The following is a 24,493-nucleotide window of genomic DNA, read 5'->3' as shown; positions in this document are numbered from 1 at the left end:
CGTAATTCAAAGAACCTACCTCCAAACAGGATCTCCTGACATGGAAGGAGATCTCGCTTGGATAGAACGATTAATTCCTGGATTCCTGCCGTTTAATTAGCGCAGACATTAACTTTTCAATATTAGTTACATGTGGTTTATCTTGAAGAATCATAGCCTTGGTTCGATCATCACAATATCCTTTTACTTCTTTATCGGGGAATATATAAAATTTCTTATCATCTACCTCCTGTACGATATGTTCTGCAATATCAATAGCAGGGCGTGAATGTGACAAAAGAGATTTTAATGCTTCATGTAAAGAGGAGTTTGCATTTGTTGTATGGGATAAAAGGGATGTATCTGTAAATGAAGGAAAAACGATAGAAACATCCACTGGCTTTTTCATACGTATCAGATCAAAATATAATGATTCAGATAAAGCAAGTACCGCATGTTTTGACATGGAGTAACACGCTGTTTGTGAACCGGTACATAATGCATATAAGCTCGCTATATTGATAATATGTGAATGAAAGGGTTGCTCAAACAAGAAAGGAATAAAAGCCTGAATCATATGAATCATTCCATGTAAGTTCACGTCCATCACCCGCTGGATTTGTTCTGGATTCAAATCCCAAATAGGCTCTAATGGGCCTATAATTCCTGCATTATTGTAGAGCCAATCGATACGCCTTAATTTCGCCTCAACTTGTTTGGCCAATTGTGCTACTTCATTAGCTTGGGTTACATCACAAGATATTGACAAAATTTGTTCCGGGAAGAGAGATAATAGTCGTTCGGCTTCTTGTTTGAGTTTTATGCTATCTTTATCTACCATTACTACAGTATTACCTTGTTGTAGATGGACTTGGCTTAACGCTAAGCCAATTCCATTCGCAGCACCGGTGATTACAGCTACTTTCATTTTTTTTCCTTTTGCTATAATTTGATAAATCTTACAAATATAAGGATGTTATCTTGAAAAACGAACATGAAATACCAGAGCCTTATGAGTATCCTGATCAGCCTGACGAATATCCAAAAGAACCGGATCCTTATGAGCCGGATGATCCTGGATTACCTGAACCTGAACCATCACAACCTTCCGAACCAAACTGGGAGTAGTTGTCTCGCAATTGTTCATATGGAAGGTCAATTTAAAGCAGGGGGCTTTATTTGACCGAAACTAAACAATAAAACGAGACCTATTCAAATTGTAGAGGATATCGAGGTAGTCTTCAGGTTAGCCCTCCTAGTTAATCCCCTTTTATCAGTTGATCCAAAGCTTTGCCTATATCCTTGGCCCTCATTAAGCTTTCCCCAATGAGAAAGGTATTAATTCCATGAGCTTGCATTAAATGTATGTCTATAGGTGAGTTAATGCCGCTTTCCGTAATGGTTATTTTATCTTGGGGGATATATTGTTTTAATTGAATACTGAGTTGGATGTCTGTCTTAAAAGTATGAAGACTGCGATTATTAATACCTATTAGTGGAGTAGGTAAACGTAAAGCGCGCTCCAGCTCTTCTTTGTTATGACTTTCTACAAGTACGGAAAGCCCCAACTCATGTGCTAGCTGGCAAAAATCCATTAACTGAATATCATCAAGTAAAGCAACTATGAGTAAGATACAATCTGCGCCTAAGGCCAGACTTTCATAAATTTGATACGAATCAAGAATAAAGTCCTTTCGCAGAATAGGTAGTTTGCACTGGTTTTTTGCTACAGCTAAATAATCAGGATGCCCCTGGAAAAAATCGATATCCGTAAGCACAGAAAGGCACCGAGCACCATGTCGTGCATAGATTGTTGCAATCTCTTCTACATTAAAATCTTCTCTGATCAACCCTTTGCTTGGAGATGCGCGTTTAATTTCTGCAATAATTGCTGGATCATTCTTATCTTTCAGAGCCGCGATGAAATCACGGCGCTCCATAGAGGGTTGTTCTGCTAATAAATTTAAGGGCTTATTTTTTTTAGCAAGAGCTACTTCTTCTTGTTTTCGTTGGGCAATACGTTCTAACACACTATTCATGATGCGATTCTTTATTTAAAGTTTGAGTTAGTTGGCTGAGTTGAGTGAAACATTGGCTGGCTTTACCGCTGTCAATCACGACTTTGGCATGTTCCAATGCCTGAATGAAAGAAATATGTTCCTGAGCGCAGTAAATTGCTGCGGCAGAATTTAATAAAACCATGTCGCGAGCGGCTCCTTGTTTTCCGGAAAACACCCCTTGAATCAATTCTAAACTTTGCAGGGGGGAATCAACGATCACTTCATCTAATGAGTGATGTTTGATTCCATAGTCTTCTGGGTTAATAATCCAGTGATGAAAGGAACCTTCTCGATACTCAAGTACATCTGTAGAGGCTGCAATACTGATTTCATCTAATCCATCTTGAGAGTTTACAACTAAAGCTCGCTCACTTCCCATATGAGCCAGTACCGAAGCTAAAGGTTTTTGCCAATCTTTTGAAAATACACCTACTACTTGTCTTTTTACTCGCGCAGGATTGATTAATGGTCCAAGTAAGTTGAACAACGTTCTAATCCCCAGTTGTTGACGTGCAACACGTGCGTGTTGCATGGCGGGATGATAGTGAGGCGCAAATAAGAATGCCAAACAACATTGTTCAATACACCTTTGGATGTGTTGATCAGAAAGACTTAATATAAAACCGGCTTGTTCTAATAAATCAGCACTACCACTACGGCTGGAAACTGAGCGGTTACCGTGTTTCGCAACTGGAAATCCTGCTGCGGCTACTACAAAGCTGCAGGCCGTAGAGACGTTAAATGTATTTTTCCCATCTCCACCGGTTCCAACGATGTCAATTAAATTGGTCCCTAAGTCGATGGGGTGGGCTAATTGCTGCATGACTTCAGCCGCAGCTATTAATTCTTCGGTCGTTTCACCTTTCATGCGCATGAGTGCTAAAAATGTTGCGATCTGTACCTCATTATATCGACCGGACATACATGCATGAATCACTGATTGCATTTGTTCCGGATTCAAATTTTTTTTCGCGATTAAGTGCTCAAATAGAAGATTGGGTTTCATATTTTAAGAAATTCTCTAATAATTGCAGTCCATGTTGGCTTAATATTGCTTCTGGATGGAATTGTAGACCAAAAACAGGATATTGACGATGTGAAATTGCCATTATTGTATCATTTGTCCATGCGTCAATAGAGAAACAATCAGGAAGACTTTGTTTCTCAACTGCCAAAGAATGATAACGTGTTGCTTGGAAGGGGTTCGGAATGTTTTTAAAAATTCTTTGTTGATTATGTTCTATAGTTGACGTTCTTCCATGCATTATTTGTGGAGCGGTTATTATTCGACCACCAAAAACTTGAGCAATACTTTGGTGACCAAGGCAAATACCTAAAATAGGAATAGTACGATAAAAAGTGCGTATTGCTTCCATGGAAATGCCTGCCTCATTGGGCGTTTTTGGCCCTGGTGAGATGACCAAGTATTGAGGAGCAAGCTTTTTTATTTGACTTATATTAATTTGATCATGGGTATAAATTAATACTTCTTGGTTGAGGCATTGGAAATATTGTACAAGATTGTAGGTAAATGAATCATAATTATCGATAATGAGCAGCATGTTAAATCTAAATATGGGTTGGTGATGTGGGTGCAGCGCAGGATACCGGACATCTACTGACTATAAATTCTGAATCCACTGCGCAGATCCAGTCTATTCTTTTATAAAGTAAAATCTTCTCCTAAATAAACGGCCCTGACTTGTTGGTTGGCTAGTATCAACTCCGGGGTTCCTTCACATAATATTTTTCCTTGACTGACAATATAGGCACGCTCGCAAATATCAAGAGTCTCTCTTACGTTATGATCGGTGATTAAAACACCAATACCTTTATTACATAAATGTTGAATGATTTTTTTAATATCAATGACCGAAATCGGGTCCACTCCAGCAAAAGGTTCATCAAGAAGGATGAAGGAGGGCTCTATAGCCAGAGCTCTTGCAATCTCCACACGTCGTCTTTCTCCTCCAGATAGAGCCATACCCAGGCTTTTATGCAGATGTGTGATATGAAACTCTTGAAGCAGAAGATCGAGCTTTTCTTCTCGTGCCTGTTCATTTAAATCAGGTCTCAGTTCGAGAATGGCCATAATGTTTTCTGCTACAGTTAATTTACGAAAGACTGAGGCTTCTTGGGGAAGATAGCTAATCCCTAGACGGGCTCTTTGATGCATGGCACATAGTGTTATATCCTGGTCAGATAGAAAAATTTGACCTTCATCACAGGACTGCAAACCGACGATCATATAAAAACACGTTGTTTTTCCTGCTCCATTGGGACCCAACAAACCAACGCACTCACCTTTTTTTATATGGATACTGATGCCGTTAACCACAGTTCGCGATTTAAAGGATTTTTTAAGATTTCGGGCTTCCAGTATACTCATGATGATTTCTTTTCTGGGTGATAAATAATAACTATCCTTTTACTGTCATCACCTTGAGACAGAACATGTTGTTTCACCGTATCATAACTTATTTTTGCAGCAGAAAAGGAATTTTTTCCTTGTTCTACTCGGGCATTTCCTATTAGCTCAATTAAATGGCGTAAGGGATAATATCGAATGGTGTCGGCATAAGCATGTACGGGAGGTTTTTGAGGATCCGTTATTGTCCAATAGTGTGCCTGTTTTTCTTTAGTCCCATTGGCTATGGCAACAACCAGTTGATTTTTTTCATTCCCAATAGTCACCGCTTTATCGGCATGTAAATTTGTTGTTCCTTGTACTAATTCCACATTGCCCGTATAAGTTCCTTTATGATCTTGTTGGCTTAAGTCAGCTGAGTCTGCCATAACATGCATTACTTGTTCTTTATCCTCCGTCAAGGCATAGGCAGCAGATGAGAACAAGAAAAAAAGGAGTAAACTATAGTTAACCATTCTCTGGAGCATAACTTCCTCTTGCTTGATGCAGTAATTCTACTCTTTTTTCATCGAGATAAGCATTCATTCCAGTTGATTGTACAATATTACCTGGTTGCTGATAGGTTACCAGCAAATCAGAACTTGCTTTCTTTTCTTTAGGGAAGTAGGTAACTTCTTCTGTTTTTAAAGTACTTTCCTCCGTTCCCTTTTTTTGACGCACTACAACGTTCCCTGTAAAAGTAATTTGTTTGCCCCCTTCAAATGATTTGGCTTTAAGTGAGCTAATGTCCCAGGGAGGTTGTTCTTCTTGGCTTACAATAATATGAGGATTTTGTAATAAATAGACATTACCTTTTTGAATATGTTGCATGAACGGTGCGGTGAGGACATTAGCAAGTGTACCTTCTGGATTAAACTGGCGCACTGTAACGTTAACAATAGTAGTGTCTACGGAATTTGCCAAAGTCTCGCTATCTAATCGAATTTTAACCGTAGAGTGGCTGTAATACCATCCGGAACAGGCTAGGATAATTAAAGTAAAAAAAAGCCATATAAGTTGTTTTGTTGCATTCATTGTTTTAGATAACCTGCTATCGCTGAATCCATCTTATTCTGTGCCTTTAAAATAAGTTCACATAACTCCCGTACCGCTCCACGGCCTCCTGATAGGGTGGTTTGCCACATAGCAATTTCTTTAATTTGATGTACCGCATTGGCCACTGCGACACTAAGCCCAACTTGCTGCATAATTGGTGCATCTGGAATATCATCACCAATGTAAGCAAAGTGCTCATCCTGGAGATTTAATTTGCTTTTTAGTTGCTTGTAGGTCTCTTGTTTATCCAATTGATCCTTATAGTAATGAACAATTCCTAATTGTTGCATTCTATGATCTACTACTGCATTCCGCGAACCCGTAATAACGGCGACCTCAATTCCAGCGGTCATCAGTAATTTTAAACCCACTCCGTCATGAATATGGAATGTTTTCTGTTCATTAAAGTGGTTATCAATATATAAGAGACCATCAGTAAGAACACCATCTAAGTCACAGATAAGGCATTTAATATTCTTGGCTCGCTCAATTAATGTATTCATTTAAAAAACACCCGCTTTTAATAAATCATGAAGATGAAGAACAGCCGAAGGTCGTTTTTCTTCATCAATGACAATTAATGAAGTGATGCTGTGTTTTTGCATAATAGTCAAAGCCTCCGCAGCAAGCATCCCTCTGGAAATAGTACGAGCATTACGGGTCATAACTTCTTTTATTGGTGTGGTATTAATATCATATTGACGGGTTAGAGTGCGTCGGATGTCTCCATCGGTATAAACCCCAACAAGATATCCTTTGTTATCAACCACACAAGTCATACCCAATTTTTTATCGGTTACTTCAAGTAACGCTTCACTTACGGTTGCGTTTTCATGAATAAGGGGTAGCTGTTCCCCTTGGTGACAGAGCTCGTCAATACGTAGCAAAAGTCGTTTGCCCAATGAGCCGCCAGGGTGTGATAAAGCAAAGTCTTCCTCACTAAAGCCCCTGGCTTGCAGCAAGGCAATTGCTAGTGCATCTCCCATTACCAAGGCTACAGTGGTGCTTGTTGTTGGTGCGAGGCCAAGAGGACAGGCTTCTTGCTTGATACTAACGTCTAAGTTGACGTCGGCTGCTTTTGCTAAAGTTGATTCAGAATTTCCAGTTAGGGCAATTAAAGGGACTTCAAGTCTTTTTAATAGAGGAAGTAATGTAACCAATTCCAATGTATTGCCCGAGTGAGAAATGGCAATTACGGTATCTTGACGGGTAATCATTCCCAGATCCCCATGACTTGCTTCGCCCGGGTGCATAAAAAAAGAGGGGCTACCTGTACTGGATAAAGTTGCAGCGATTTTATTAGCTATATGACCGGACTTACCCATCCCAGTTACTACAATCCGTCCACTACAGGAGAGCAGAAGTTCACAGGCTTTTTCAAACCTGCTATCAATTCGCTGAGTTAACTCAAAGACAGCTTGGGCTTCAGTTTCAATGACCGCCAGTCCGAGGGTACAAAAATTCATAGGCAATTGGATGTTTTTTGTTAATTTTTCATTCTAACAAAAAAATATTTGAATATATAGAATTAAATACCCCAATTTTTTTATTGATCCAGTGTGGGAAAGCTTTGGCTAATGCAAAATGACATTCCGAACAAAATTTTTTAAGATTTCCTGCAAAACCTTGCTCAGTATCACTCTTTAAAAAACGCAGTGAACAAAAAATCAAGTCGCTTAAAACCTAGCATTTTGGAGAGTATCTTAGGTATACTTCTACTTTTGGCTAAATCGGAAAGAGAGCATGCCTGAAAATTGGGTAGAAATAAAAAATTTAGTCTTCACTCGCGAAAGCCATTGTATTTTTAATGGTATTGATATGAGGGTTCAGCGTGGCAAGATTACGGCAATTATGGGACCTAGTGGTTCTGGAAAAACAACTTTATTGCAGTTAATAGGTGCTCAGCTAAGTCCTGACAGTGGCTTCATCCATGTCAATGGTCAAAACATGCATCAATTATCTCGCAAAGCTTTGTATGAGGCGAGACGTAATATGGGCTTACTTTTTCAAAGCTCTGCTTTATTTACCCATCTTTCAGTATTTGATAATGTGGCTTTTCCTTTGCGGGAGCATACTCAACTTAATGAGTCCATGTTGCGTGATATCGTATTAATGAAACTAGAAGCTGTAGGATTACGAGGTGCTGCAAACCTAATGCCTGCTCAGTTGTCCGGTGGCATGGCCAGGCGAGTTGCTTTAGCGCGTACTATAGCATTAGATCCTGAACTTATGATGTACGATGAACCATTTACTGGGCAAGACCCCATTTCTTTGGGGGTGTTGGTTCGTTTAATCAAAAGGTTAAATGAATTGTTGCATACCACAACAATAATTGTCTCACATGACGTTGAAGAAACTTGTTCTATAGCAGATTATATATACCTAATTTCTGGTGCAAAAATCATTGGTCAAGGAACCCCGAATGAGCTCATTCAGTCATCTGAACCTCAGATTAGACAATTTATGCATGGGGAAGCTGATGGGGTTGTTCCTTTTCATTATCCTGCCAGAGCCTATATAGAGGAGCTATTAGATGCTTGAGTTCATTACACGTATGGGTAATCGTAGTTCCCGGGTTTTGCAAAATTTGGGAAATTCAGGCTTATTTTTGTTCTTTATGTTGTTCAGACGGCCCGGAATTTCAAAACTTTGGCCCTTGCTACGCTATCAAATTCATTTTGTTGGTGTTTTATCGTGCTTGATCATTGTTGTTTCTGCCTTATTTATTGGAATGGTAGTAGGACTTCAAGGTTATAATACCTTGCAAAAATTTGGTGCTTCCAGTCAACTAGGTCAATTATTAGCCTTAAGTATTTCAAGAGAACTTGGTCCAGTAATTAGTGCATTGTTGTTTGCTGGACGTGCGGGTTCTGCCCTAACTGCCGAAATAGGTTTGATGAAAGCCACCGAACAATTATCCAGTATGGATATGATGGGAGTTGATCCTTTAGGCAGAGTTATTTATCCTCGTTTTATAGCGGGTTTTATTACCTTACCTCTTTTGGCATTAATTTTTTCTGCTGTAGCCATTTTTGGTGGTTATTTTATTGGTGTTCATTGGTTAGGAGTGGATGCAGGAAGTTTCTGGTCAAATATGCAAGCAGCAGTGGATTTCCGAATTGACGTACTCAGTGGTATCATTAAAAGTTTAGTTTTTGCTTTTGTTGTAACCTGGATTTCTGTATTCCAGGGGTTTGAATGTGTGCCTACCGCAGAAGGTATTAGTCAAGCGACGACTAAAACAGTAGTTTATTCATCGCTTGCTGTATTAGGGCTTGATTTTTTGTTGACCGCAATGATGATTGGAGATTGGTAAATGAGTAAGCAACGTTACGTAGATTTTAGTGTTGGCCTATTTATGTTGCTTGGTATATTGGCTTTGCTGGTCATGACAATGAAAGTAAGTAATTTTTCTAGTTTTGGATCTCATGACAGTTATGATGTAACTGCTGATTTTACCGATATTGGAGGCTTGAAAGTCCGGGCACCTGTTACTGTAGCAGGAGTTAGGATTGGTGAGGTAACTCATATTGAGTTGCAGCCGGGAGACCTGAACGCAAAGGTAACTATGCGTTTGCGTAGCGATAAAAAAATACCTTATGATGATGCTTCAGCACGCATTTTGACTGAGGGGTTGCTTGGTTCAAATTATATTAGTATTGTTCCAGGCTTTGAGGATGACGAGAATAAAGAGCATCCTTATTTGCAAAATGGAGATGTGATTGGAAAAACTCAAGAAGCAATTATTCTTGAAAATTTAATTGGTCAACTATTATTTAACATTAAAAAATAAGGTCAGAACATGAGAATAATAAAAACAATTTTATTAGTTGTCAGTGTGATTTTATCTCCGATAATGAATGCATCACAAAACTCTCCTATACCTATGTTAGAGCAAACTGCTAACAACATCATCGCTACCCTAAAAGAGAACAAGGACAACTTAAAAAGCAATCCCAGTATTATTTATCGCGCTGTAGAAAACAATTTGCTACCCATTGTTGATGTTGCAGGTATGTCACGTTCTGTTTTAGGAAGACAAGCTTGGAGTAAGGCAACAAATGCGCAAAGAGCGCAATTTTCTAAAGCCTTTACACGCTTAGTTATTCGTACTTATTCCAGTCCTTTAGCACAATATACTAATGAAAGCATACAATTTTTACCGTTAAGAGGCTCTTTAAACGCTCGATTTTTGCGTGTTAACAGCATTATTATTCGTGCAGAAGGCCAAAATATTCCATTGTCTTATAGCCTTGTAGCTAAAAATGGTCAGTGGAAGATCTATGATCTTAGCGTTGAAGGGGTAAGCCTGTTGCAAAGTTTCCGCTCCCAGTTTGCCGCTGCATTACAAAACTCCAGTATTGACGAAGTCATTAAGTTAATGGAAAAAAAGCAAATTAAAAGGACTTCCTAATTGTGAAAAATGTTAATTTTAAACCTGGGGTTGATTTGACATTTAAGTCAGTGGTTGCGGTGCGAGCAAAGCTCTATCAGGCTTTGATGGAAAATAAAACCGACCGATTTAGTTTGGATCTAAGTGATGTAAAACATTGTGATAGTGCGGGTTTAGCACTACTTATTGAAGCTAGAAAGCTATGTAAAAAAAATAACAAGTTTTTTGAAATCATAGGTATGCCTATCGAAACTCAATCTTTAGTAGAGTTTTGTGGCGTAAAGGGCATTTTGGAGGCGGTGTAGTTTTTAATTATTCCAATAGGAATGCCCATTTTTAAAAAGCGGTTACTTTTTTAGGATTATAAATTGTAGCCTGGGTGACGGTCTGAGCCAGAGCCCGGGTTTTTCTTTTTTTATTTGGATAATTAAATCTCGGATGATGCGTTTGTTTTATCTCCGATAGAATTGATGCCAAAAGTTGTATTTATTTCAATTTGTGAGCTAATTTTAATGATAAGTAATGAAGAAATCGAACAAAAATTTAAAACCATTGATGATGTTTATTACATCAAAGTGGGGGGGGATGGTTATCAATACCAGATAACCGTAGTTAGTGATGTTTTTTTAAATAAGTCCAAAGTCGCCAGACAGCAATGGGTTTATGCACAATTGAAAGAATTGATTACCACGGGAAAGCTTCATGCAATTAGTATGAATACGTGGACAAAAGAAGAATGGGGGAAGCAAAATGGATAAATTATTAATAAATGGTGGCAAAGCATTAAATGGTGAAGTAGTTATTTCAGGAGCAAAAAATGCTGCTTTACCTATTATGGCGGCGAGCTTACTTGCGAGAGATCATGTCACTATTTCCAATGTTCCCCACCTCAAAGACATAACTACTATGATGGAGTTACTTGGTCAATTAGGCGCTCAATTAATTGTTGATGAAAAAATGAATGTCCAAGTTGATGCAAATCAAGTAAATGAATTTGTTGCTCCTTATGATCTAGTAAAAACTATGCGGGCTTCGATTTTAGTATTGGGACCGTTACTTGCTCGATTTGGTAAAGCAGACGTGTCTTTGCCCGGAGGTTGTGCTATCGGAACAAGACCGGTCGATTTGCATTTAAAAGCATTGAAAACTATGGGCGCCGATATTACCGTAAAAAATGGTTATATCAATGCTCGTTGTCGACGTGGTCGTTTGCAAGGCAAACGTTTATTGTTTGATACAGTCACTGTGACGGGTACTGAAAATATTCTTATGGCTGCAACCCTTGCTGAAGGAACAACAATTATTAAAAATGCGGCTCGTGAGCCGGAAGTGGTTGATTTGGCCAATTTTTTGATTCAAATGGGGGCAAAAATTACTGGTGCAGGGACCTCAATCATCGAAGTTGAAGGTGTGGAGTCTCTTTCTGGGGGTACTTATTCGGTTATGTCTGACAGGATTGAGGCAGGAACTTATCTTGCAGCAGGAGCTCTAACTCGAGGTCATGTTACCGTGAAACGAGTTCGACCTGATACCTTATTATCGCAATTATGTAAATTTGAAGAAGCTGGCGCAGAGTTAACAATAGGTGAGGATTGGGTAAGTCTCAATATGCATAACCAACGTCCTAGGGCAGTAAATATTGCCACCGCACCATATCCCGCTTTTGCAACGGACATGCAGGCTCAATTCATGGCAATGAACTCAGTTGCTGATGGTTCTTCAACTATAGTAGAAACGATATTTGAAAATCGTTTTATGCATGTACAAGAATTACAACGCATGGGTGCGCAGATCCAACTTAATGGAAATACTGCCATAATTAATGGAGTTGAGCGATTAACCGGCGCTCCCGTAATGGCAACTGATTTACGTGCCTCTGCCAGTTTGATTTTAGCTGGATTAGTTGCAGACGGTGAAACCTCAGTTGAGCGTATCTATCACGTGGATAGAGGTTATGAGCGTATAGAAGAAAAACTATCCTTATTAGGCGCTGATATCAAGCGGGTTTCTGACCGGTGATTACCAAAGAAGAACTATCTTTATACCTGCATCAATTCTTGAGCTGTGATCGATATAATGATTACGCACCCAATGGAATGCAGGTTGAAGGTAAAGAGCAAATTAAGCGAATTTGTACCGCGGTAACTGCTTCTGAAGATGCGATTTCTCAGGCAATTGCATGGGGTGCAGATGCTTTGTTGGTTCATCATGGTTACTTTTGGCGTGGTGAAGCGCCCATAGTTATAGGGATGAAGCGTCGACGGATTTATCAATTATTGTGTAATGAATTAAATCTATTTGCGTATCATCTTCCTTTAGATTGCCATGTTGATCTGGGAAATAATGCATGTTTGGCCAAATTATTTGAAGTCGATGTTGTTCACATGCACCGGGCAGGGGGTACTGATAATCTGCTGTGGTCAGGAAAATTAACTCACACAATGAAGCAAGCAGAGTTTACTGAATTTTTAGCAAATAAATTGCGACGTGCTCCATTGTTCATTGCAGGTAGTGAAAAACCCATCACCCATATTGCTTGGTGTAGTGGAGGAGCCCAGGATTTTATCGAGGATGCATTCCGTTTAGGTGTGGATGCCTATATCAGCGGAGAAATATCTGAGCGAACTTATTATCAAGCAAAAGAGTTAGGTATTCATTATTATTCTTGCGGTCATCACGCTACAGAACGTTATGGAATTCAGGCTTTGGGTAACCATCTTGCCTCTCAATTTGAGTTAGAACATTTATTTATTGATAGTGACAATCCTATTTAGGCTCACAATTTCTTAGGTTATCACTTAAAGCCTATCTCAAATGGAATAGTAAAGTCAAAACCAATAAATTATCTAGTACAAATAAATTCCCTTTCTGTGGGCTATTAGTTCATTTTGTGTTTTGCACTTATCTACTATTTCCAATTTTCTTTTATGAAGCGGATGTAAACAGAAATGGCTCCAGAAAAAGACTGCATCCTCAAGCCTTTTGGTTTCTCGGTTCTTTTGGTCTGTTTGGGGAATGGACACAAACTCAGCAAACTTTGTCTAAGGGTCAGGTTTTCCCTAATGCCAATCCCAATTCGTTTCTGTGAGAAACAATTCCGCTGAGATTCAAGTGGCATGTAATTTGACTTAAGAACCTTTTACCTTCGGGACATTAAAACCTAATCGCAATTTTTCCCCTAGGGGGGGAGGAGCATTGGGTGCGTTTCAATTAATAGCAAGATGGTCTCAATTAGCAATGGATAATAATATTTTTAGTTATTTTATTACCGAAGGAGAGCAAACTAATTACACCTTTGCTAATCCTAGATTAACCGTTCAAAGAGCTAATACCTGGGGAAAAGGGATCAATTGGTTTTTAAACCGAAATATAGTCATTATGACCGAGTATGATCAAACTAACTTTTTAGGAGGCTGCTCAACAGGAGGATTAAATGCACCTATCACACCTGGATGCTTAACCGCTAATACCTATGCAACTGCTTCGACGAGTAAAGTAATAAATCGCCCACATGAACGGGTCATTATGCAAAGAATTCAATTATCCTTCTAGAAAGTTAATGATCAATTAACTAGCAACAATAATCACTATTTGAAAAATGAATGGACTTAAATGTGCTACATTTAATAAATCAATAGTGATTTGCCTTATGTTACTCTTGTACCTGTTGGCGTCATAGGCTAACATGATTTGATAGTCGCTAAAGGATTGTTTTAATGAGCAATTTTCGTTACTTTATGTTTTTAGTTTTTTTATGTTGTTCCTTTTCGGTTCATTCAAATATAAGTGAAAAGCACAATAAAGCTTTTCGAAATTTTTGGCATCCTACTTATCTAGGAGAGCGGCTGGATTATTGTACGGTGGATGGAAAGGAATGTGGCAAGATGGTAGCAGATCATTATTGCCAAATGTTAGGTTACGATTATTCCAGCGATAATGAAATTGCTTACAATATAGGATTAACCCATTACCTCTCAACGAGCGCAACATGTAAAGGTTGGCGATGTAATGGTTTTATGACCATTGTTTGCGCTAATGGCTTATCTCATACCCCTCCAAAACCCTATCATTATCGAGAAAAGAGTTTTGCTGTCCCTCGTTTTAATGAATATCGAGTGGATTGGTGTTATGACCAAAAACAAGGTTGTGGTTCCCAAGCTGCTAATTCCTTTTGCAGCCGTATGGGTTTTATACGCGCCAAGTATTTTGTGAAAGAAAGTCAGGTAAGTGCTACAAAAACAATTGGTAGTCAGGAATTGTGTTTTGGGAATCAGTGCAATGCTTTCAAATTGATTGTGTGTTATCGATAGTAAATTGTTCAACTCTTTCTCTTTTTAGGAGAAGGAATGATAGGTGGGGTTATAAAACTTAAGGATAAGTTTATGAGTATTAATGACATAGTTTTTATCATTGATAATAATGAACGTCGCGGCAACACGCTGCGAACAATACTTGATTTTATCGGTGAATCTACTGAAGTCAGTAAGTACCGTGAGTGGCAAATTGCTGATTTTGAGCCTAATGTTATTCTGTTGGGTGCTAGCGAAGCAATCCAGGAGACTATAAATGAGCTGGATTCTTTGGTGAATAGATTTCCCAAGGCTCCAGTGATTCTTGTGGGTCAAAAATTGAATAATACTCAGTGCCTTTTACGTAATGTTGTTGCTTGCCAACCCTTCCCATTTACTTATGCTCAAATAATGGAGTCTTTGCATCAATGCCAGATTGCAAAAGAAGCAGTCAAATCGATTGTACTCAATAATCATAAAAATCCTTTACTGCGCAGCCTCGTAGGTAATAGTGTCAGTATTCGTAATGTTCGCAGATTAATAGAGCAAGTATCTGATACTGAAGCAAGTGTTCTAATTCTTGGAGAATCTGGAACTGGTAAAGAGGTTGTAGCACGTAATATCCATACTCTATCCTCACGAGCCACTAGGCCATTTATTCCTATTAACTGCGGTGCCATTCCCGGAGAATTGCTTGAAAGTGAATTATTCGGACATGAGAAAGGTGCGTTTACTGGTGCGATTACATCCCGTCAAGGACGATTTGAATTAGCAAATGGTGGTACTTTATTCCTTGATGAAATAGGTGATATGCCATTACCTATGCAAGTAAAACTATTGCGAGTATTACAGGAGCGTTGTTTTGAACGAGTAGGCTCCAATAAAAGTATTGATGTAAATGTAAGGATTATTGCTGCCACGCATAGAAATTTGGAAGAAGCAATTAAAGAAGGAAAATTTAGAGAGGATTTATTTTATAGGCTTAACGTCTTTCCTATAGAAATGCCTCCTTTAAGAGAGCGAGCTGAGGACATTCCATTATTATTTAATGAGTTGATCTCTCGTATTGAGAGCGAAAACAGACCTAGCGTACGCTTAATGCCCGATGCTATGGCTTCCTTAAGCCAGTATAGTTGGCCTGGTAATATTAGGGAGTTAGCTAATCTAGTAGAGCGTTTAACTATTTTATATCCAAAAGGAATTTTGAGTGAAGAGGATTTACCACAAAAGATACGAGGTGGCTATAAACCTTCGCAAACAGGATCTGATACATCAAGTTCTGAACGAGAAGCCTTATTTGACGTAATGAGTCAAGAGCAAATTTCGGGTACGGAGGGGATCGACTTAAAAGAACATCTAGTGAAAACTGAATTAGCTCTTATTAGCCAAGCCTTAAATGAGTCAGATTGGGTAGTTGCACATGCTGCGAGTTATTTGAATATGAGGCGAACTACTTTGGTAGAAAAAATGCGCAAATATGGATTGACGCGGCCCGAACGAGTTTGAAACGATGGTGACCTTAGAAATTTGGGTGTGATTATTAGTTGGATATTAAATAGGTATCTCCCGGGTTTCGCTGCGCTTCACCCAGGAAAGATTATGATCCGTAAGACTTCTTACGGTTTTGTGTCATCAGTTTTGGACTCTTTTGGAGTTACAATGGGTGGTTCAGGCTCAACTGGTGGTACAGGTTCAACCGATGGGGCAGATTTAACCGGTGGAACAGGATCAACTTGAGTAGGATCTGTAGGTACATGTTCTTCAACAGGTTTTTTAGATTTAGTTTCTTTAACCGGTTCTACATTTGCTTGCTCTGCTTTTGCTGCATCCTCTGCTTCTTGTGCTCTATTTTCTTTATAAGTTTGAACGATTTCACCAACACTTTTTTTAATATCTGTAAATAACTTGCTTGTCATTGAAGCTAATTCTTTGAGGTCAGGTAGTTTTGATTTAAAGTCACTCATAGCGCACTCCCTTATGTAATCTAAGTTAATTATATACCATTATCTCAAATTCAGCAGTTCATCCAGTATTTTGAATCTTAAAGGTTTTTAGTTCCTAATCCTGCTGCCGAATCTTGGGGTATGGTGTTCTTATTTCTGAGGTATCTTCCCTTTTTTCTTATTCCCGCTCAGGAAGGAATGCATTTTCATAAATGCAGTGAGGAATTAATTTAAAGATAGATTCCCGCCTTCGCGGGAATGACATGAAAAACCACGGGAGATCTAAACCCTGGGAATTAGCAAGAACATTAATATAGAAATGTCCCTGCGGTTCTTTTATCCCCAAGGGTGCATCAGTCGTGCTGCTGGTTTAAGTAATTTATTGGCTAGAGACGCTTTGGGAGGCACGGTTAATTTAAATGCCTTATAGTTCGCTATTTTTTCGATGATATAGTCATCACTAGTGCAGAGTTTATCGACGAGTTTCAGATCAAATGCATCTTTGGCTAGCCAATGTTCTCCTGTAGAAACTTGGTCGATATCAAGTTGCTCTCGATTTGCAGCCACGTAATTTCTGAATGCCGCATGAATTTTTTCGAGATCATCCTGAGCTTTTTTCTTTCCTTTTTCAGTATTTTCACCGAAGAGTGTTAAGGTACGTTTATATTCTCCAGCGGTTAACAATTCTACATCAATATCATGTTTTTTAAGCCATCGATGGAAATTAGGGATTTGGGCTACTACACCTATAGAGCCTATAATCGCAAAAGGTGCTGCAATAATTTTATTGGCTACACAGGACATTAAATACCCACCACTGGCAGCCATTTTATCAATACTTACAGTCAAAGGAATATTTCGATCGCGTATACGTTGGAGCTGTGAGGCAGCCAAACCGTAGCTATTGACTACACCGCCAGGGCTATCCAGTCGAACTAAAACTTCGTCCCCAGCTTTTGCAATGGAGAGAATTGCCGTTATTTCTTCTCTAAGTTGTTCTACCTGAGAGGCTCGCATGTCCCCATGAAAATCAAGAACAAAAAGAGTGGGTTGTTCTTCTTTATTTTTTTTCGGTTTGGGTGTTTTTTTGCCAAGCACTTCTTTGTTCATTATGTTTATGATATGCTCATGTTGCTTATTTAAGGATGTTATTTCAAGTTTAGGTTTGGGTTTGCGGCTCAGGGAAAAGAAACCTGCAAATATTATGAGAAAGGCAATCACTACAGTCACTGATTTTAAAAGAAACATACCGTATTGTGCTAAAAATTCCATCATTAACCTTAAAAATAAAAACGAAATTATGGCTCTCAATAAGAGAGTTCGCAAGAGTTAGTTCACTACAACATTAAAAATAGGAGAAGATAACATTATGCCATCCAATGCAAAATTAAGACAAAAGAAAATTGAACACTTGCAGGATGCTAGTTTAAAGCTAATCAAACTAATAGATACTGAGTTAAAAAATGAAAAAGCTCTCCCTATCGGGCTTTTTCGTGTAGGCGCGTTAACAGAGCCACAACGTAAGGCCAAAATTGCTGAAATAGAAGAAGGAAAAGCAGATTTCACCGGAATGTCTATTTCTGAATGTGCCCAACTACTCAAATCAAGTTTAGGTGCGTTACAAGGTCATGATGAGCCCTTGTTTAGTTCGGTCCAATTTAATACCTTAAACGAAGCTAAAAACCAAAAAGATAATTATCTAGAAGTAATCAAATATATATTGAAAGGAAAATCAGAGAGCAATCAGAAAATTGCTTATTGCTTGTTGACACTATTAAACAAAGTGAGCAAAAAAAAGGAAGTTACTCAGATGGGATCTGAGAATTTAGGCAGAATGTTTGGTCCTAACATTTTTCCATTGATTGATTTAAATGTTCCGAAAGCGGCTATCGAGCAAGCTGAAAAACAAAATACAATTTGCGCGGATTTAATTGACAACGTATCGCAGTTAACTAGACCTAATTTTAATTTGTTAAGTACACATTATGAGGCTCAAGTAAATAATCGATCAGAAAATAGATATCACTTCTTCGAGGCAAAAGGGGAGAAATTAGGTGGTATTTATACACAGTTTAAAGGTGATCATTTAAAAAGCCGAATTTTGTTGAATTTTAAAAAACAACTTGAAAAAACAACCTTAGATAATTTGGAGCAAACCATAGAGGGGTTAACTAAAACGAAAGAATATGAGGTTCTGGCTACAAGCCAAGGGTTTACAACTTGGATTTTAGGACGTGACACCTCTTCGGTAATTGCTTTCAGAGAGATGGTCGCTGAACGAAAAAGCGATCTGGAGTTTGAACAATCTTTGCAAATGAAATAAAACTTGTTTTGTTTTTTAGTTCGAGTAGTATTTCTTTATAAAGTTTAGCCCCCAGTGCAGCATTGCGGAACTCGGGAATTTAGGAGTCACCTAAATGTTCCGGTTCCGCTGTGCAGCATCCAGGCTACTTAAAACCAACCAATGAAGTGTATTATTTATCTATGCTCGATGTGATTAACCTTGATTTTGATTACCAGGAGCAGCCTCTTTTAAAGAAGGTAGCTTTTCATTTGCCATCAGGTGGGTTAATTCATCTACGAGGGAGAAATGGTGCTGGTAAGACGACCTTATTGAAATTAATCGCCGGTTTATATCATCCGCATTACGGTGAAATTCAATTTTTTGGTCAAAATATTGATCACGATCGAGCGGCTTATCAACGCCAAGTATGTTTTGTAGGTCACAAAACAGGGATTAATCCTAACTTGACGTTAAAAGAAAATTGTTTTTTTGATCTTCATTATCCTTCCACCTTTTTGCCTGGTATGAAGAAAGATAAATTTATCTCTTTAGAAGAGTTGGCTGCAATTTTTAAACTGGAACATCATCTTAATACCCCCTGTGGTTTATTATCTGCAGGACAGCGTAGACAAGCAGGATTGCTACGCTTGTGGTTTTCAAAGGTCAAATTGTGGCTACTCGATGAGCCTTTAGTGGCACTGGATGATAAGGCAATAGTTAGAATTATGGATAAAATAGCCGCGCATCGGAAGCAGGGTGGTTCCGTTATATTGACTTCGCACCAACAATTACCACTCAGCTCCTCTGATTATGAGGAGTATTCTTTATGATTTCAGCTTTTGCTTTATTTACTAACCAATGCAAGCGTGAGCTGCTTATTCAAGTACGACAAATTCGTTTTTTAGTCAATTCATGCTTATTTTTGTTAATTTTTCTGTTTATGTTTCCTCTCACCGTGAAACCAGAAGTGACCTTGCTTAGAACAATAGCTCCTGGTATGGTTTGGATGGCAATACTTTTGTCGTTACTGCTCTCAGCAGAGCGTTTATTTCAGCAAGACTATGAGCATGGTGTAATTGAACAATGGATTGTATCCGGTCAATCATTACCTTTATTGGTTAGTGCAAAAATAATTGCGCACTGGTTATTCAATTTACTCCCTTTACTTGTTTTATGCCCTTTAATTGCTTTATTGTTTTCATTGACCGCATGGGAAACAGAAGTTCTTGCGCTGACTATTATTTGTGGAACCCCCGCTTTGCTTTTTCTTTGTGCCTTGGCAGCTGCCTTTGGTGTTGGAGTCAATCAAAAAGGTCTTTTGATGGCTTTGATTTTATTACCATTAACCCTGCCCTTACTTATTTTTGGAAGCGGAACTTTAAATATTGCCATGCAAGGACTGCCCATTAGTGCCTATTTGGCCTTGTTATTAGCAATGTCTGTGGTGGCTACGGGTTTTTTACCCTATGCAATAGCCGGTGTTATGCGTATCAGTCACATTGAATAGGTCTGTTTCCCTTTCTACTAGCTTGCCCAAACTGTCCCGATTTTCTGCGTTCCGATGCTCACATACTTTATGTATGCTGCGCTTCGGTACTCGCAAATCGAGCCATTTTGGCTCAAGCTAGCGAAAGGGAAACAGACCTCTGTAGTTTGCCTAAACTGTCCCGATTTTCTGCGTTCCGATGCTCACATACTTTATGTATGCTGCGCTTCGGTAGTCGCAAATCGAGCCATTTTGACTCAAGCTAGCAAAAGGGAAACAGACCGTAAGTGTTTGCGAATAGGTGGATACGTGATAAAATCCGGTTTTTTTGATTTCAATTATTCCTATGTGGAAATTATTATACCAACTGGCTTCGCCTAAGTTATTTTATAGTTTTACTGGACGTCTCACTCCAATCTTAGCAGTGGGTGCTTTAGTAACGTTACTTGTTGGTATTATTTGGGGATTGGTATTTACACCGCCTGATTATCAACAAGGCGATGCATTTCGAATTATCTATGTCCATGTTCCCAGTGCATTTTTGTCCATGATGCTTTACGCCTGGATGGGATTTTTAGCGGTATTGCTTTTGGTGTGGCGTATTAAAATCGCCGGTCTTTTAATTAATATTGTGGCCCAAATTGGTCTTAGTATGGCTTTTCTGGCGCTGGTCACCGGAAGTATTTGGGGGAAACCCATGTGGGGCGCTTGGTGGGTTTGGGATGCTCGTTTAACGTCTGAATTGATCCTTTTATTGCTTTATGCTGCGATTTTAGCAACTCATTATGCTATTAAAAACAAAGAAGATGGTGACAAAATTATTGCCATCTTAACCTTAGTTGGAATTCTTGACTTACCAATTATTCATTATTCCGTTTATTGGTGGAATACCTTACACCAAGGATCTACTTTATCAGTTTTTGCTAAACCTAAAATTGATGGGAGCATGTTATATCCTTTATTGATAACCATAGCTGGATTTTTTTTATATTGTCTGTGGATTATTTTAGAGAAAGCACGTCAAGAATTGTTGATTAGGGAAAAAAGACAAGCTTGGGTCAAGGTTCAGTTTGAAGGGGAAGTTAAATGAATCAATTTTTAGAATGGTTGACAATGGGGGGGTATTCCATTTATGTCTGGCCTGCTTATGGTTTGGTTTGTGTTGTTTTAGTAATGAATTTATTAGGTATGAAATGGAAAGGAAAACAAACACGTCAAAAATTACAACAATGGTTTAAGCGATAAAAATGACTCCAGTACGCAGACGCAAGATAATGATTCTCGCATTTAGCTTGTCTATTTTATCCATTGCTGCGGCGTTGGTTCTATATGCTTTAAGGCAAAATATCAGCCTGTTTTATGCTCCAACCCAAGTTGTAGCAGGGGAAGCACCAAAACAACATACAATTCGAGTAGGGGGTATGGTAGAGAAAGGTTCCATCGTCCGTTCGAAAAATAGTTTGAATGTAACGTTTAAAATAACTGATTTTGATCAAACAATTACCGTAACTTATATGGGAATTCTTCCTGATTTGTTTCGAGAGGGGCAGGGAGTAGTTGCTGAAGGGCAGCTGCTTGATAATCAACATTTTCGTGCCTCACAAGTATTGGCGAAACATGATGCAAATTATATGCCGCCGGAAGTGAAAGCCGCTTTATCTAAAAAGGTACACTCATGATTGCAGAATTAGGGGTTTTTTCTTTAATTTTGGCTTTACTTTCTTCCATAATGCTTGCATTGGTTCCGCTTGCAGGGTTGCAATTAAAACGCAGTAATTGGATGGACGCTGCAGGCATTTATGTGGTTTCCCAGTTTTTCTTTATTGCCTTGTCTTATTTGTTCCTTACTCTTTGTTTTTTAAAGAATGATTTTTCAGTAATTTATGTGCTTAGTAATTCCAGTATTTCCTTACCTTGGTTTTACAAACTTTGCGCTGTTTGGGGTGGGCATGAGGGGTCTATGCTGTTATGGGTCGGCATTCTTAGTTTTTGGATGTTACTTGTAGCCTTTTGCAGTACAGGACTCGACAAGGCGATGCGGACTCGCGTTTTAGTAGTTCTTGGATGGCTTAGTATAGGTTTTATTTTGTTTTTACTAACTACCTCCAATCCTTTTTTACGTCAATTTCAAGTTTTAGATACTCAGGGCCGTGATTTAAACCCTCTGTTACAAGACCCCGGATTTTTATTTCATCCACCCATGTTGTATATGGGGTATGTTGGTTTTTCAGTTGCTTTTGCTTTTGCTATTGCAGCACTTTGGGCTGGAAAGGTAGAAACCAGTTGGTCCAAATGGACTAGGCCCTGGACTCTAGCTGCCTGGTGTTGTTTAACTGCAGGGATTACTTTAGGAAGTTGGTGGGCCTATCGTGAATTAGGCTGGGGAGGGTGGTGGTTTTGGGACCCAGTTGAGAATGCTTCGTTTATGCCTTGGCTAGTAGGAACTGCTTTATTGCATTCTTTGGCAGTTACGGAGCAACGTCAACAATTTAAAGCGTGGACTATGTTGTTGGCAATTGCAGCATTTTCTTTAAGTTTAATTGGTACTTTTCTGGTACGTTCCGGTGTTCTCACCTCAGTTCATGCCTTTGCTGTAGATCCACAGCGTGGATTATACATTTTAGGTTTTTTAATATTTGTTATTGGCGGATCTTTATTATTGTTTCTCTTTAGAGCACAAAATTTGCAGTCAGGCAGTAACCCAAGTCCTTTTTCGAGAGAAAGTGCGTTGTTATTAAATAACGTTTTTTTAGTGGTAATTATGCTTACTGTTTTAATGGGAACAGTATATCCGCTGCTTGTTGAAGGATTAGGACTGGGTAAATTATCTGTAGGCGCTCCTTATTTTAATGCGGTTTTTGTTCCATTGATGATTCCTCTTTTGTTATTGATGGGAATTGGTATTCATTTAAGATGGAATAGTGATCGTTGGCGAGATGTGTTAAAGAAACTTTGGAAAACTGCATTTCTCAGTGTTTTAATTCCTTTCGTTTTATTGCTTACTACTTCTAGAGAATTTGACATTGCTGCCTTTATGGGTTTATGTCTGGCTTCCTGGGTAATTTTAAGCACGATTCAAGCGGCTTACAAACGGATTTACGAGCGTGGCTTATTTCAGGTAGGGCAAGCTTATTGGGGAATGATTCTGGCGCATTTAGGTGTGGCTACTACGGTAATTGGTATAGCAGTGTCCACAGCTTATGGCGTGCAAGATGATGTGCAAATGGAGCCAGGGAAAAAGGTTAGCCTGCAAGGTTATTCTATCGAGTTTGTGCAGCAAGAGTCATTATCAGGCCCTAACTATAAAGGAACCAAAGCGCAATTTAAAATAAATTATCAAGGTAGGACGAAGATGATTTATCCTGAGAAAAGGCTGTACACAATAGGGCAAATGCCTATGACTGAATCGGCAATTGATGTAACACCTTTTAGAGATATTTACATTGCCCTCGGTGAACCATTAACGAGTGATTCATGGTCGGTAAGACTCTATTATAAACCTTTAATCCGCTGGATTTGGGCAGGTGGATTCATGATTTTAGCGGGTGGCTTTTTTGCATTGACTGACAGACGATATTATCAAAAAAGACAGTCGATTGTGGGTGCTGTACAGGAGTTAAAAGCATGAAAAAAATAGGATGGAAGGTTATTCCAATTGCTCTTTTTTTGCTGCTATGTGTTTTCCTTTGGCGCGGTTTATCTCTAAACCCACACGAGCTACCTTCAGTTCAGCTGGGTAAGGCATTGCCTGAGTTTAGTTTACCCCAATTGCAGGATCCGAATTCCTTTTTTAATTCAAATCAATTACGCGATCAGGTACTTTTGTTAAATGTTTGGGCCAGTTGGTGCGCGGCTTGTATTGATGAGCAGGTGTTTATGTTGCAACTGGCGCGTGAAGGAATACCCATTTATGGGTTAAATTATAAAGACAAAGCAAATGATGCACTCCGATGGTTAGAGCAATGGGGAAATCCCTATAAGCTCATTATCCAGGACCAAGATGGAAAGGTTGCGATTGATTTGGGAGTTTATGGGGCACCGGAGACTTTTGTGGTGGATAAGAAAGGAGTCATTCGCTATCGACATGCAGGAGTTTTGACTCAAGAAGTCTGGTTAAAAGAGGTTTTACCTTTGATAAAACAATTGGATCAGACATCATGAGAATAGACAAAATTTTGTTTGGATTGTTACTTTTTTTATGCTCATCTATTTGGGCAAACAGCACTTATCCTTTGGATTCAGCTCAAAAGGAAGCTCAGTTTAACCATCTACTCAAAGATTTGCGGTGCCTTGTTTGTCAAAATCAAGACTTGGCTGACTCCAATGCTGAATTAGCCAAAGACCTGCGTGCTCAAGTTTATCAAATGGTTAAACAAGGTAAGAGTGATAGTGAAATTAGTGATTACCTAACTGCTCGTTATGGTGATTTTATCCTATTCAAACCACCTGTTAAGTCGGTAACTTTTTTACTGTGGTTTGGACCTTTTTTATTTTTATTATTTGGGTTTGTTATTTTTTGGCGAACTTGTTTTAGAACCCGAGAGAAGAAGCATACTTCACTTGAACTAGGTTAGTGAGTCATGGGATTGGGCTCTC

The 24,493-nt window shown here is 38.8% G+C and carries 32 protein-coding genes; 21 read left to right on the top strand and 11 right to left on the bottom strand.

What is annotated here, in order from left to right; genetic code table 11:
* Positions 1-70: 70 nt before the first annotated feature.
* A complete protein-coding gene (locus ACWTE2_RS20315; protein WP_454784099.1) occupies positions 71-907 on the bottom strand; it encodes an SDR family NAD(P)-dependent oxidoreductase in 837 nt (278 codons plus the stop codon).
* Between the two features lie 53 nt (positions 908-960).
* Here ACWTE2_RS20315 and ACWTE2_RS20310 point away from each other — a divergent pair, with 53 nt between their 5' ends.
* Positions 961-1,107, top strand: a complete 147-nt coding sequence (locus ACWTE2_RS20310) for a hypothetical protein (RefSeq protein WP_454784098.1) — start codon at positions 961-963, stop codon at positions 1,105-1,107.
* A 131-nt stretch (positions 1,108-1,238) separates the two neighbouring features.
* Here ACWTE2_RS20310 and trpC read toward each other — a convergent pair whose 3' ends face one another.
* The 8 genes from trpC to ACWTE2_RS20270 form a co-directional block, all read right to left on the bottom strand.
* Entirely contained in the window at positions 1,239-2,018 is a 780-nt protein-coding gene (trpC, locus tag ACWTE2_RS20305; protein WP_454784097.1) for an indole-3-glycerol phosphate synthase TrpC, read from the bottom strand.
* Positions 2,011-3,045, bottom strand: coding sequence for an anthranilate phosphoribosyltransferase (trpD, locus tag ACWTE2_RS20300; protein WP_454784096.1), 1,035 nt, complete (start codon positions 3,043-3,045; stop codon positions 2,011-2,013). The genes trpC and trpD overlap by 8 nt, the downstream gene beginning before the upstream one ends.
* Positions 3,023-3,601, bottom strand: a complete 579-nt coding sequence (locus ACWTE2_RS20295; protein WP_454784095.1) for an anthranilate synthase component II — start codon at positions 3,599-3,601, stop codon at positions 3,023-3,025. Before ACWTE2_RS20295 ends, trpD begins: the two co-directional genes overlap by 23 nt.
* A gap of 101 nt (positions 3,602-3,702) precedes the next feature.
* Positions 3,703-4,428 carry an LPS export ABC transporter ATP-binding protein gene (lptB, locus tag ACWTE2_RS20290; protein WP_182391049.1) on the bottom strand — a complete coding sequence of 242 codons (726 nt, stop codon included), beginning with the start codon at positions 4,426-4,428 and terminating at the stop codon, positions 3,703-3,705.
* Positions 4,425-4,934 (bottom strand): lipopolysaccharide transport periplasmic protein LptA, encoded by a 510-nt coding sequence (gene lptA / locus ACWTE2_RS20285; RefSeq protein ID WP_182391048.1) that lies wholly within the window; start codon positions 4,932-4,934, stop codon positions 4,425-4,427. The genes lptB and lptA overlap by 4 nt, the downstream gene beginning before the upstream one ends.
* The gene (gene lptC / locus ACWTE2_RS20280) at positions 4,915-5,481 is read right to left on the bottom strand and encodes an LPS export ABC transporter periplasmic protein LptC (RefSeq protein WP_454784094.1); all 567 of its coding nucleotides are present in this window, start codon (positions 5,479-5,481) and stop codon (positions 4,915-4,917) included. The genes lptA and lptC overlap by 20 nt, the downstream gene beginning before the upstream one ends.
* Positions 5,478-6,005 carry a KdsC family phosphatase gene (locus ACWTE2_RS20275; protein WP_182391046.1) on the bottom strand — a complete coding sequence of 176 codons (528 nt, stop codon included), beginning with the start codon at positions 6,003-6,005 and terminating at the stop codon, positions 5,478-5,480. Before ACWTE2_RS20275 ends, lptC begins: the two co-directional genes overlap by 4 nt.
* Positions 6,006-6,968, bottom strand: coding sequence for a KpsF/GutQ family sugar-phosphate isomerase (locus ACWTE2_RS20270; RefSeq protein WP_182391045.1), 963 nt, complete (start codon positions 6,966-6,968; stop codon positions 6,006-6,008).
* A gap of 277 nt (positions 6,969-7,245) precedes the next feature.
* On the opposite strand from ACWTE2_RS20270, the gene ACWTE2_RS20265 reads away from it, so the two are divergent.
* The 11 genes from ACWTE2_RS20265 (at position 7,246) to ACWTE2_RS20215 (ending at position 15,690) form a co-directional block, all read left to right on the top strand.
* A complete protein-coding gene (locus ACWTE2_RS20265) occupies positions 7,246-8,043 on the top strand; it encodes an ATP-binding cassette domain-containing protein (RefSeq protein ID WP_454784093.1) in 798 nt (265 codons plus the stop codon).
* Entirely contained in the window at positions 8,036-8,818 is a 783-nt protein-coding gene (mlaE, locus tag ACWTE2_RS20260) for a lipid asymmetry maintenance ABC transporter permease subunit MlaE (protein ID WP_110143469.1), read from the top strand. The genes ACWTE2_RS20265 and mlaE overlap by 8 nt, the downstream gene beginning before the upstream one ends.
* Positions 8,819-9,295 (top strand): outer membrane lipid asymmetry maintenance protein MlaD, encoded by a 477-nt coding sequence (gene mlaD, locus ACWTE2_RS20255; protein ID WP_182391043.1) that lies wholly within the window; start codon positions 8,819-8,821, stop codon positions 9,293-9,295.
* A gap of 9 nt (positions 9,296-9,304) precedes the next feature.
* Positions 9,305-9,916, top strand: a complete 612-nt coding sequence (locus ACWTE2_RS20250; protein WP_182391042.1) for an MlaC/ttg2D family ABC transporter substrate-binding protein — start codon at positions 9,305-9,307, stop codon at positions 9,914-9,916.
* Between the two features lie 2 nt (positions 9,917-9,918).
* Positions 9,919-10,200, top strand: coding sequence for an STAS domain-containing protein (locus ACWTE2_RS20245; RefSeq protein WP_182391041.1), 282 nt, complete (start codon positions 9,919-9,921; stop codon positions 10,198-10,200).
* Between the two features lie 207 nt (positions 10,201-10,407).
* Positions 10,408-10,653 carry a BolA family protein gene (locus ACWTE2_RS20240; protein ID WP_454784092.1) on the top strand — a complete coding sequence of 82 codons (246 nt, stop codon included), beginning with the start codon at positions 10,408-10,410 and terminating at the stop codon, positions 10,651-10,653.
* Positions 10,646-11,914 (top strand): UDP-N-acetylglucosamine 1-carboxyvinyltransferase, encoded by a 1,269-nt coding sequence (gene murA, locus ACWTE2_RS20235; protein WP_454784091.1) that lies wholly within the window; start codon positions 10,646-10,648, stop codon positions 11,912-11,914. Before ACWTE2_RS20240 ends, murA begins: the two co-directional genes overlap by 8 nt.
* Entirely contained in the window at positions 11,911-12,669 is a 759-nt protein-coding gene (locus tag ACWTE2_RS20230) for a Nif3-like dinuclear metal center hexameric protein (RefSeq protein ID WP_182391038.1), read from the top strand. Before murA ends, ACWTE2_RS20230 begins: the two co-directional genes overlap by 4 nt.
* Before the next feature lie 421 nt (positions 12,670-13,090).
* Positions 13,091-13,447, top strand: a complete 357-nt coding sequence (locus ACWTE2_RS20225; RefSeq protein WP_454784090.1) for a hypothetical protein — start codon at positions 13,091-13,093, stop codon at positions 13,445-13,447.
* 164 nt (positions 13,448-13,611) lie between these two features.
* Positions 13,612-14,205: a hypothetical protein gene (locus tag ACWTE2_RS20220; RefSeq protein ID WP_454784089.1), complete on the top strand. Its 594-nt coding sequence runs from the start codon at positions 13,612-13,614 to the stop codon at positions 14,203-14,205.
* Between the two features lie 72 nt (positions 14,206-14,277).
* Positions 14,278-15,690, top strand: coding sequence for a sigma-54 dependent transcriptional regulator (locus ACWTE2_RS20215; RefSeq protein WP_454784088.1), 1,413 nt, complete (start codon positions 14,278-14,280; stop codon positions 15,688-15,690).
* 110 nt (positions 15,691-15,800) lie between these two features.
* On the opposite strand, the gene ACWTE2_RS20210 is transcribed toward ACWTE2_RS20215, so the two are convergent.
* Together ACWTE2_RS20210 and sohB are read right to left on the bottom strand one after the other, a co-directional pair.
* The gene (locus tag ACWTE2_RS20210; protein WP_454784087.1) at positions 15,801-16,148 is read right to left on the bottom strand and encodes a hypothetical protein; all 348 of its coding nucleotides are present in this window, start codon (positions 16,146-16,148) and stop codon (positions 15,801-15,803) included.
* 315 nt (positions 16,149-16,463) lie between these two features.
* Complete coding sequence (gene sohB / locus ACWTE2_RS20205) at positions 16,464-17,399, bottom strand: protease SohB (RefSeq protein ID WP_182393678.1); 936 nt, start codon at positions 17,397-17,399, stop codon at positions 16,464-16,466.
* Positions 17,400-17,496: 97 nt separating this feature from the next.
* Here sohB and ACWTE2_RS20200 point away from each other — a divergent pair, with 97 nt between their 5' ends.
* The 9 genes from ACWTE2_RS20200 to ACWTE2_RS20160 all read left to right on the top strand — a co-directional run bounded on the left by ACWTE2_RS20200 (position 17,497) and on the right by ACWTE2_RS20160 (position 24,471).
* Complete coding sequence (locus tag ACWTE2_RS20200) at positions 17,497-18,450, top strand: RhoGAP domain-containing protein (RefSeq protein ID WP_454784086.1); 954 nt, start codon at positions 17,497-17,499, stop codon at positions 18,448-18,450.
* 161 nt (positions 18,451-18,611) lie between these two features.
* Positions 18,612-19,241, top strand: a complete 630-nt coding sequence (gene ccmA, locus ACWTE2_RS20195; protein ID WP_454784435.1) for a heme ABC exporter ATP-binding protein CcmA — start codon at positions 18,612-18,614, stop codon at positions 19,239-19,241.
* Positions 19,238-19,918 carry a heme exporter protein CcmB gene (gene ccmB, locus ACWTE2_RS20190; protein WP_454784085.1) on the top strand — a complete coding sequence of 227 codons (681 nt, stop codon included), beginning with the start codon at positions 19,238-19,240 and terminating at the stop codon, positions 19,916-19,918. Before ccmA ends, ccmB begins: the two co-directional genes overlap by 4 nt.
* A gap of 325 nt (positions 19,919-20,243) precedes the next feature.
* Positions 20,244-20,987: a heme ABC transporter permease CcmC gene (gene ccmC, locus ACWTE2_RS20185; protein ID WP_454784084.1), complete on the top strand. Its 744-nt coding sequence runs from the start codon at positions 20,244-20,246 to the stop codon at positions 20,985-20,987.
* Positions 20,984-21,142 carry a heme exporter protein CcmD gene (gene ccmD / locus ACWTE2_RS20180; protein ID WP_454784083.1) on the top strand — a complete coding sequence of 53 codons (159 nt, stop codon included), beginning with the start codon at positions 20,984-20,986 and terminating at the stop codon, positions 21,140-21,142. Before ccmC ends, ccmD begins: the two co-directional genes overlap by 4 nt.
* A 2-nt stretch (positions 21,143-21,144) precedes the next feature.
* A complete protein-coding gene (gene ccmE / locus ACWTE2_RS20175) occupies positions 21,145-21,576 on the top strand; it encodes a cytochrome c maturation protein CcmE (protein ID WP_454784082.1) in 432 nt (143 codons plus the stop codon).
* A complete protein-coding gene (locus ACWTE2_RS20170; protein ID WP_454784081.1) occupies positions 21,573-23,525 on the top strand; it encodes a heme lyase CcmF/NrfE family subunit in 1,953 nt (650 codons plus the stop codon). Before ccmE ends, ACWTE2_RS20170 begins: the two co-directional genes overlap by 4 nt.
* Positions 23,522-24,058, top strand: coding sequence for a DsbE family thiol:disulfide interchange protein (locus tag ACWTE2_RS20165; RefSeq protein ID WP_454784080.1), 537 nt, complete (start codon positions 23,522-23,524; stop codon positions 24,056-24,058). The genes ACWTE2_RS20170 and ACWTE2_RS20165 overlap by 4 nt, the downstream gene beginning before the upstream one ends.
* Positions 24,055-24,471: a cytochrome c-type biogenesis protein gene (locus ACWTE2_RS20160; RefSeq protein WP_454784079.1), complete on the top strand. Its 417-nt coding sequence runs from the start codon at positions 24,055-24,057 to the stop codon at positions 24,469-24,471. Before ACWTE2_RS20165 ends, ACWTE2_RS20160 begins: the two co-directional genes overlap by 4 nt.
* Positions 24,472-24,493 lie beyond the last annotated feature (22 nt).

Source organism: Legionella nigrisilvae, from assembly GCF_977063395.2.
The sequence above is the reverse complement of the archived record's forward strand: the minus strand, read 5'-3'. Positions and strand labels throughout refer to the sequence as shown.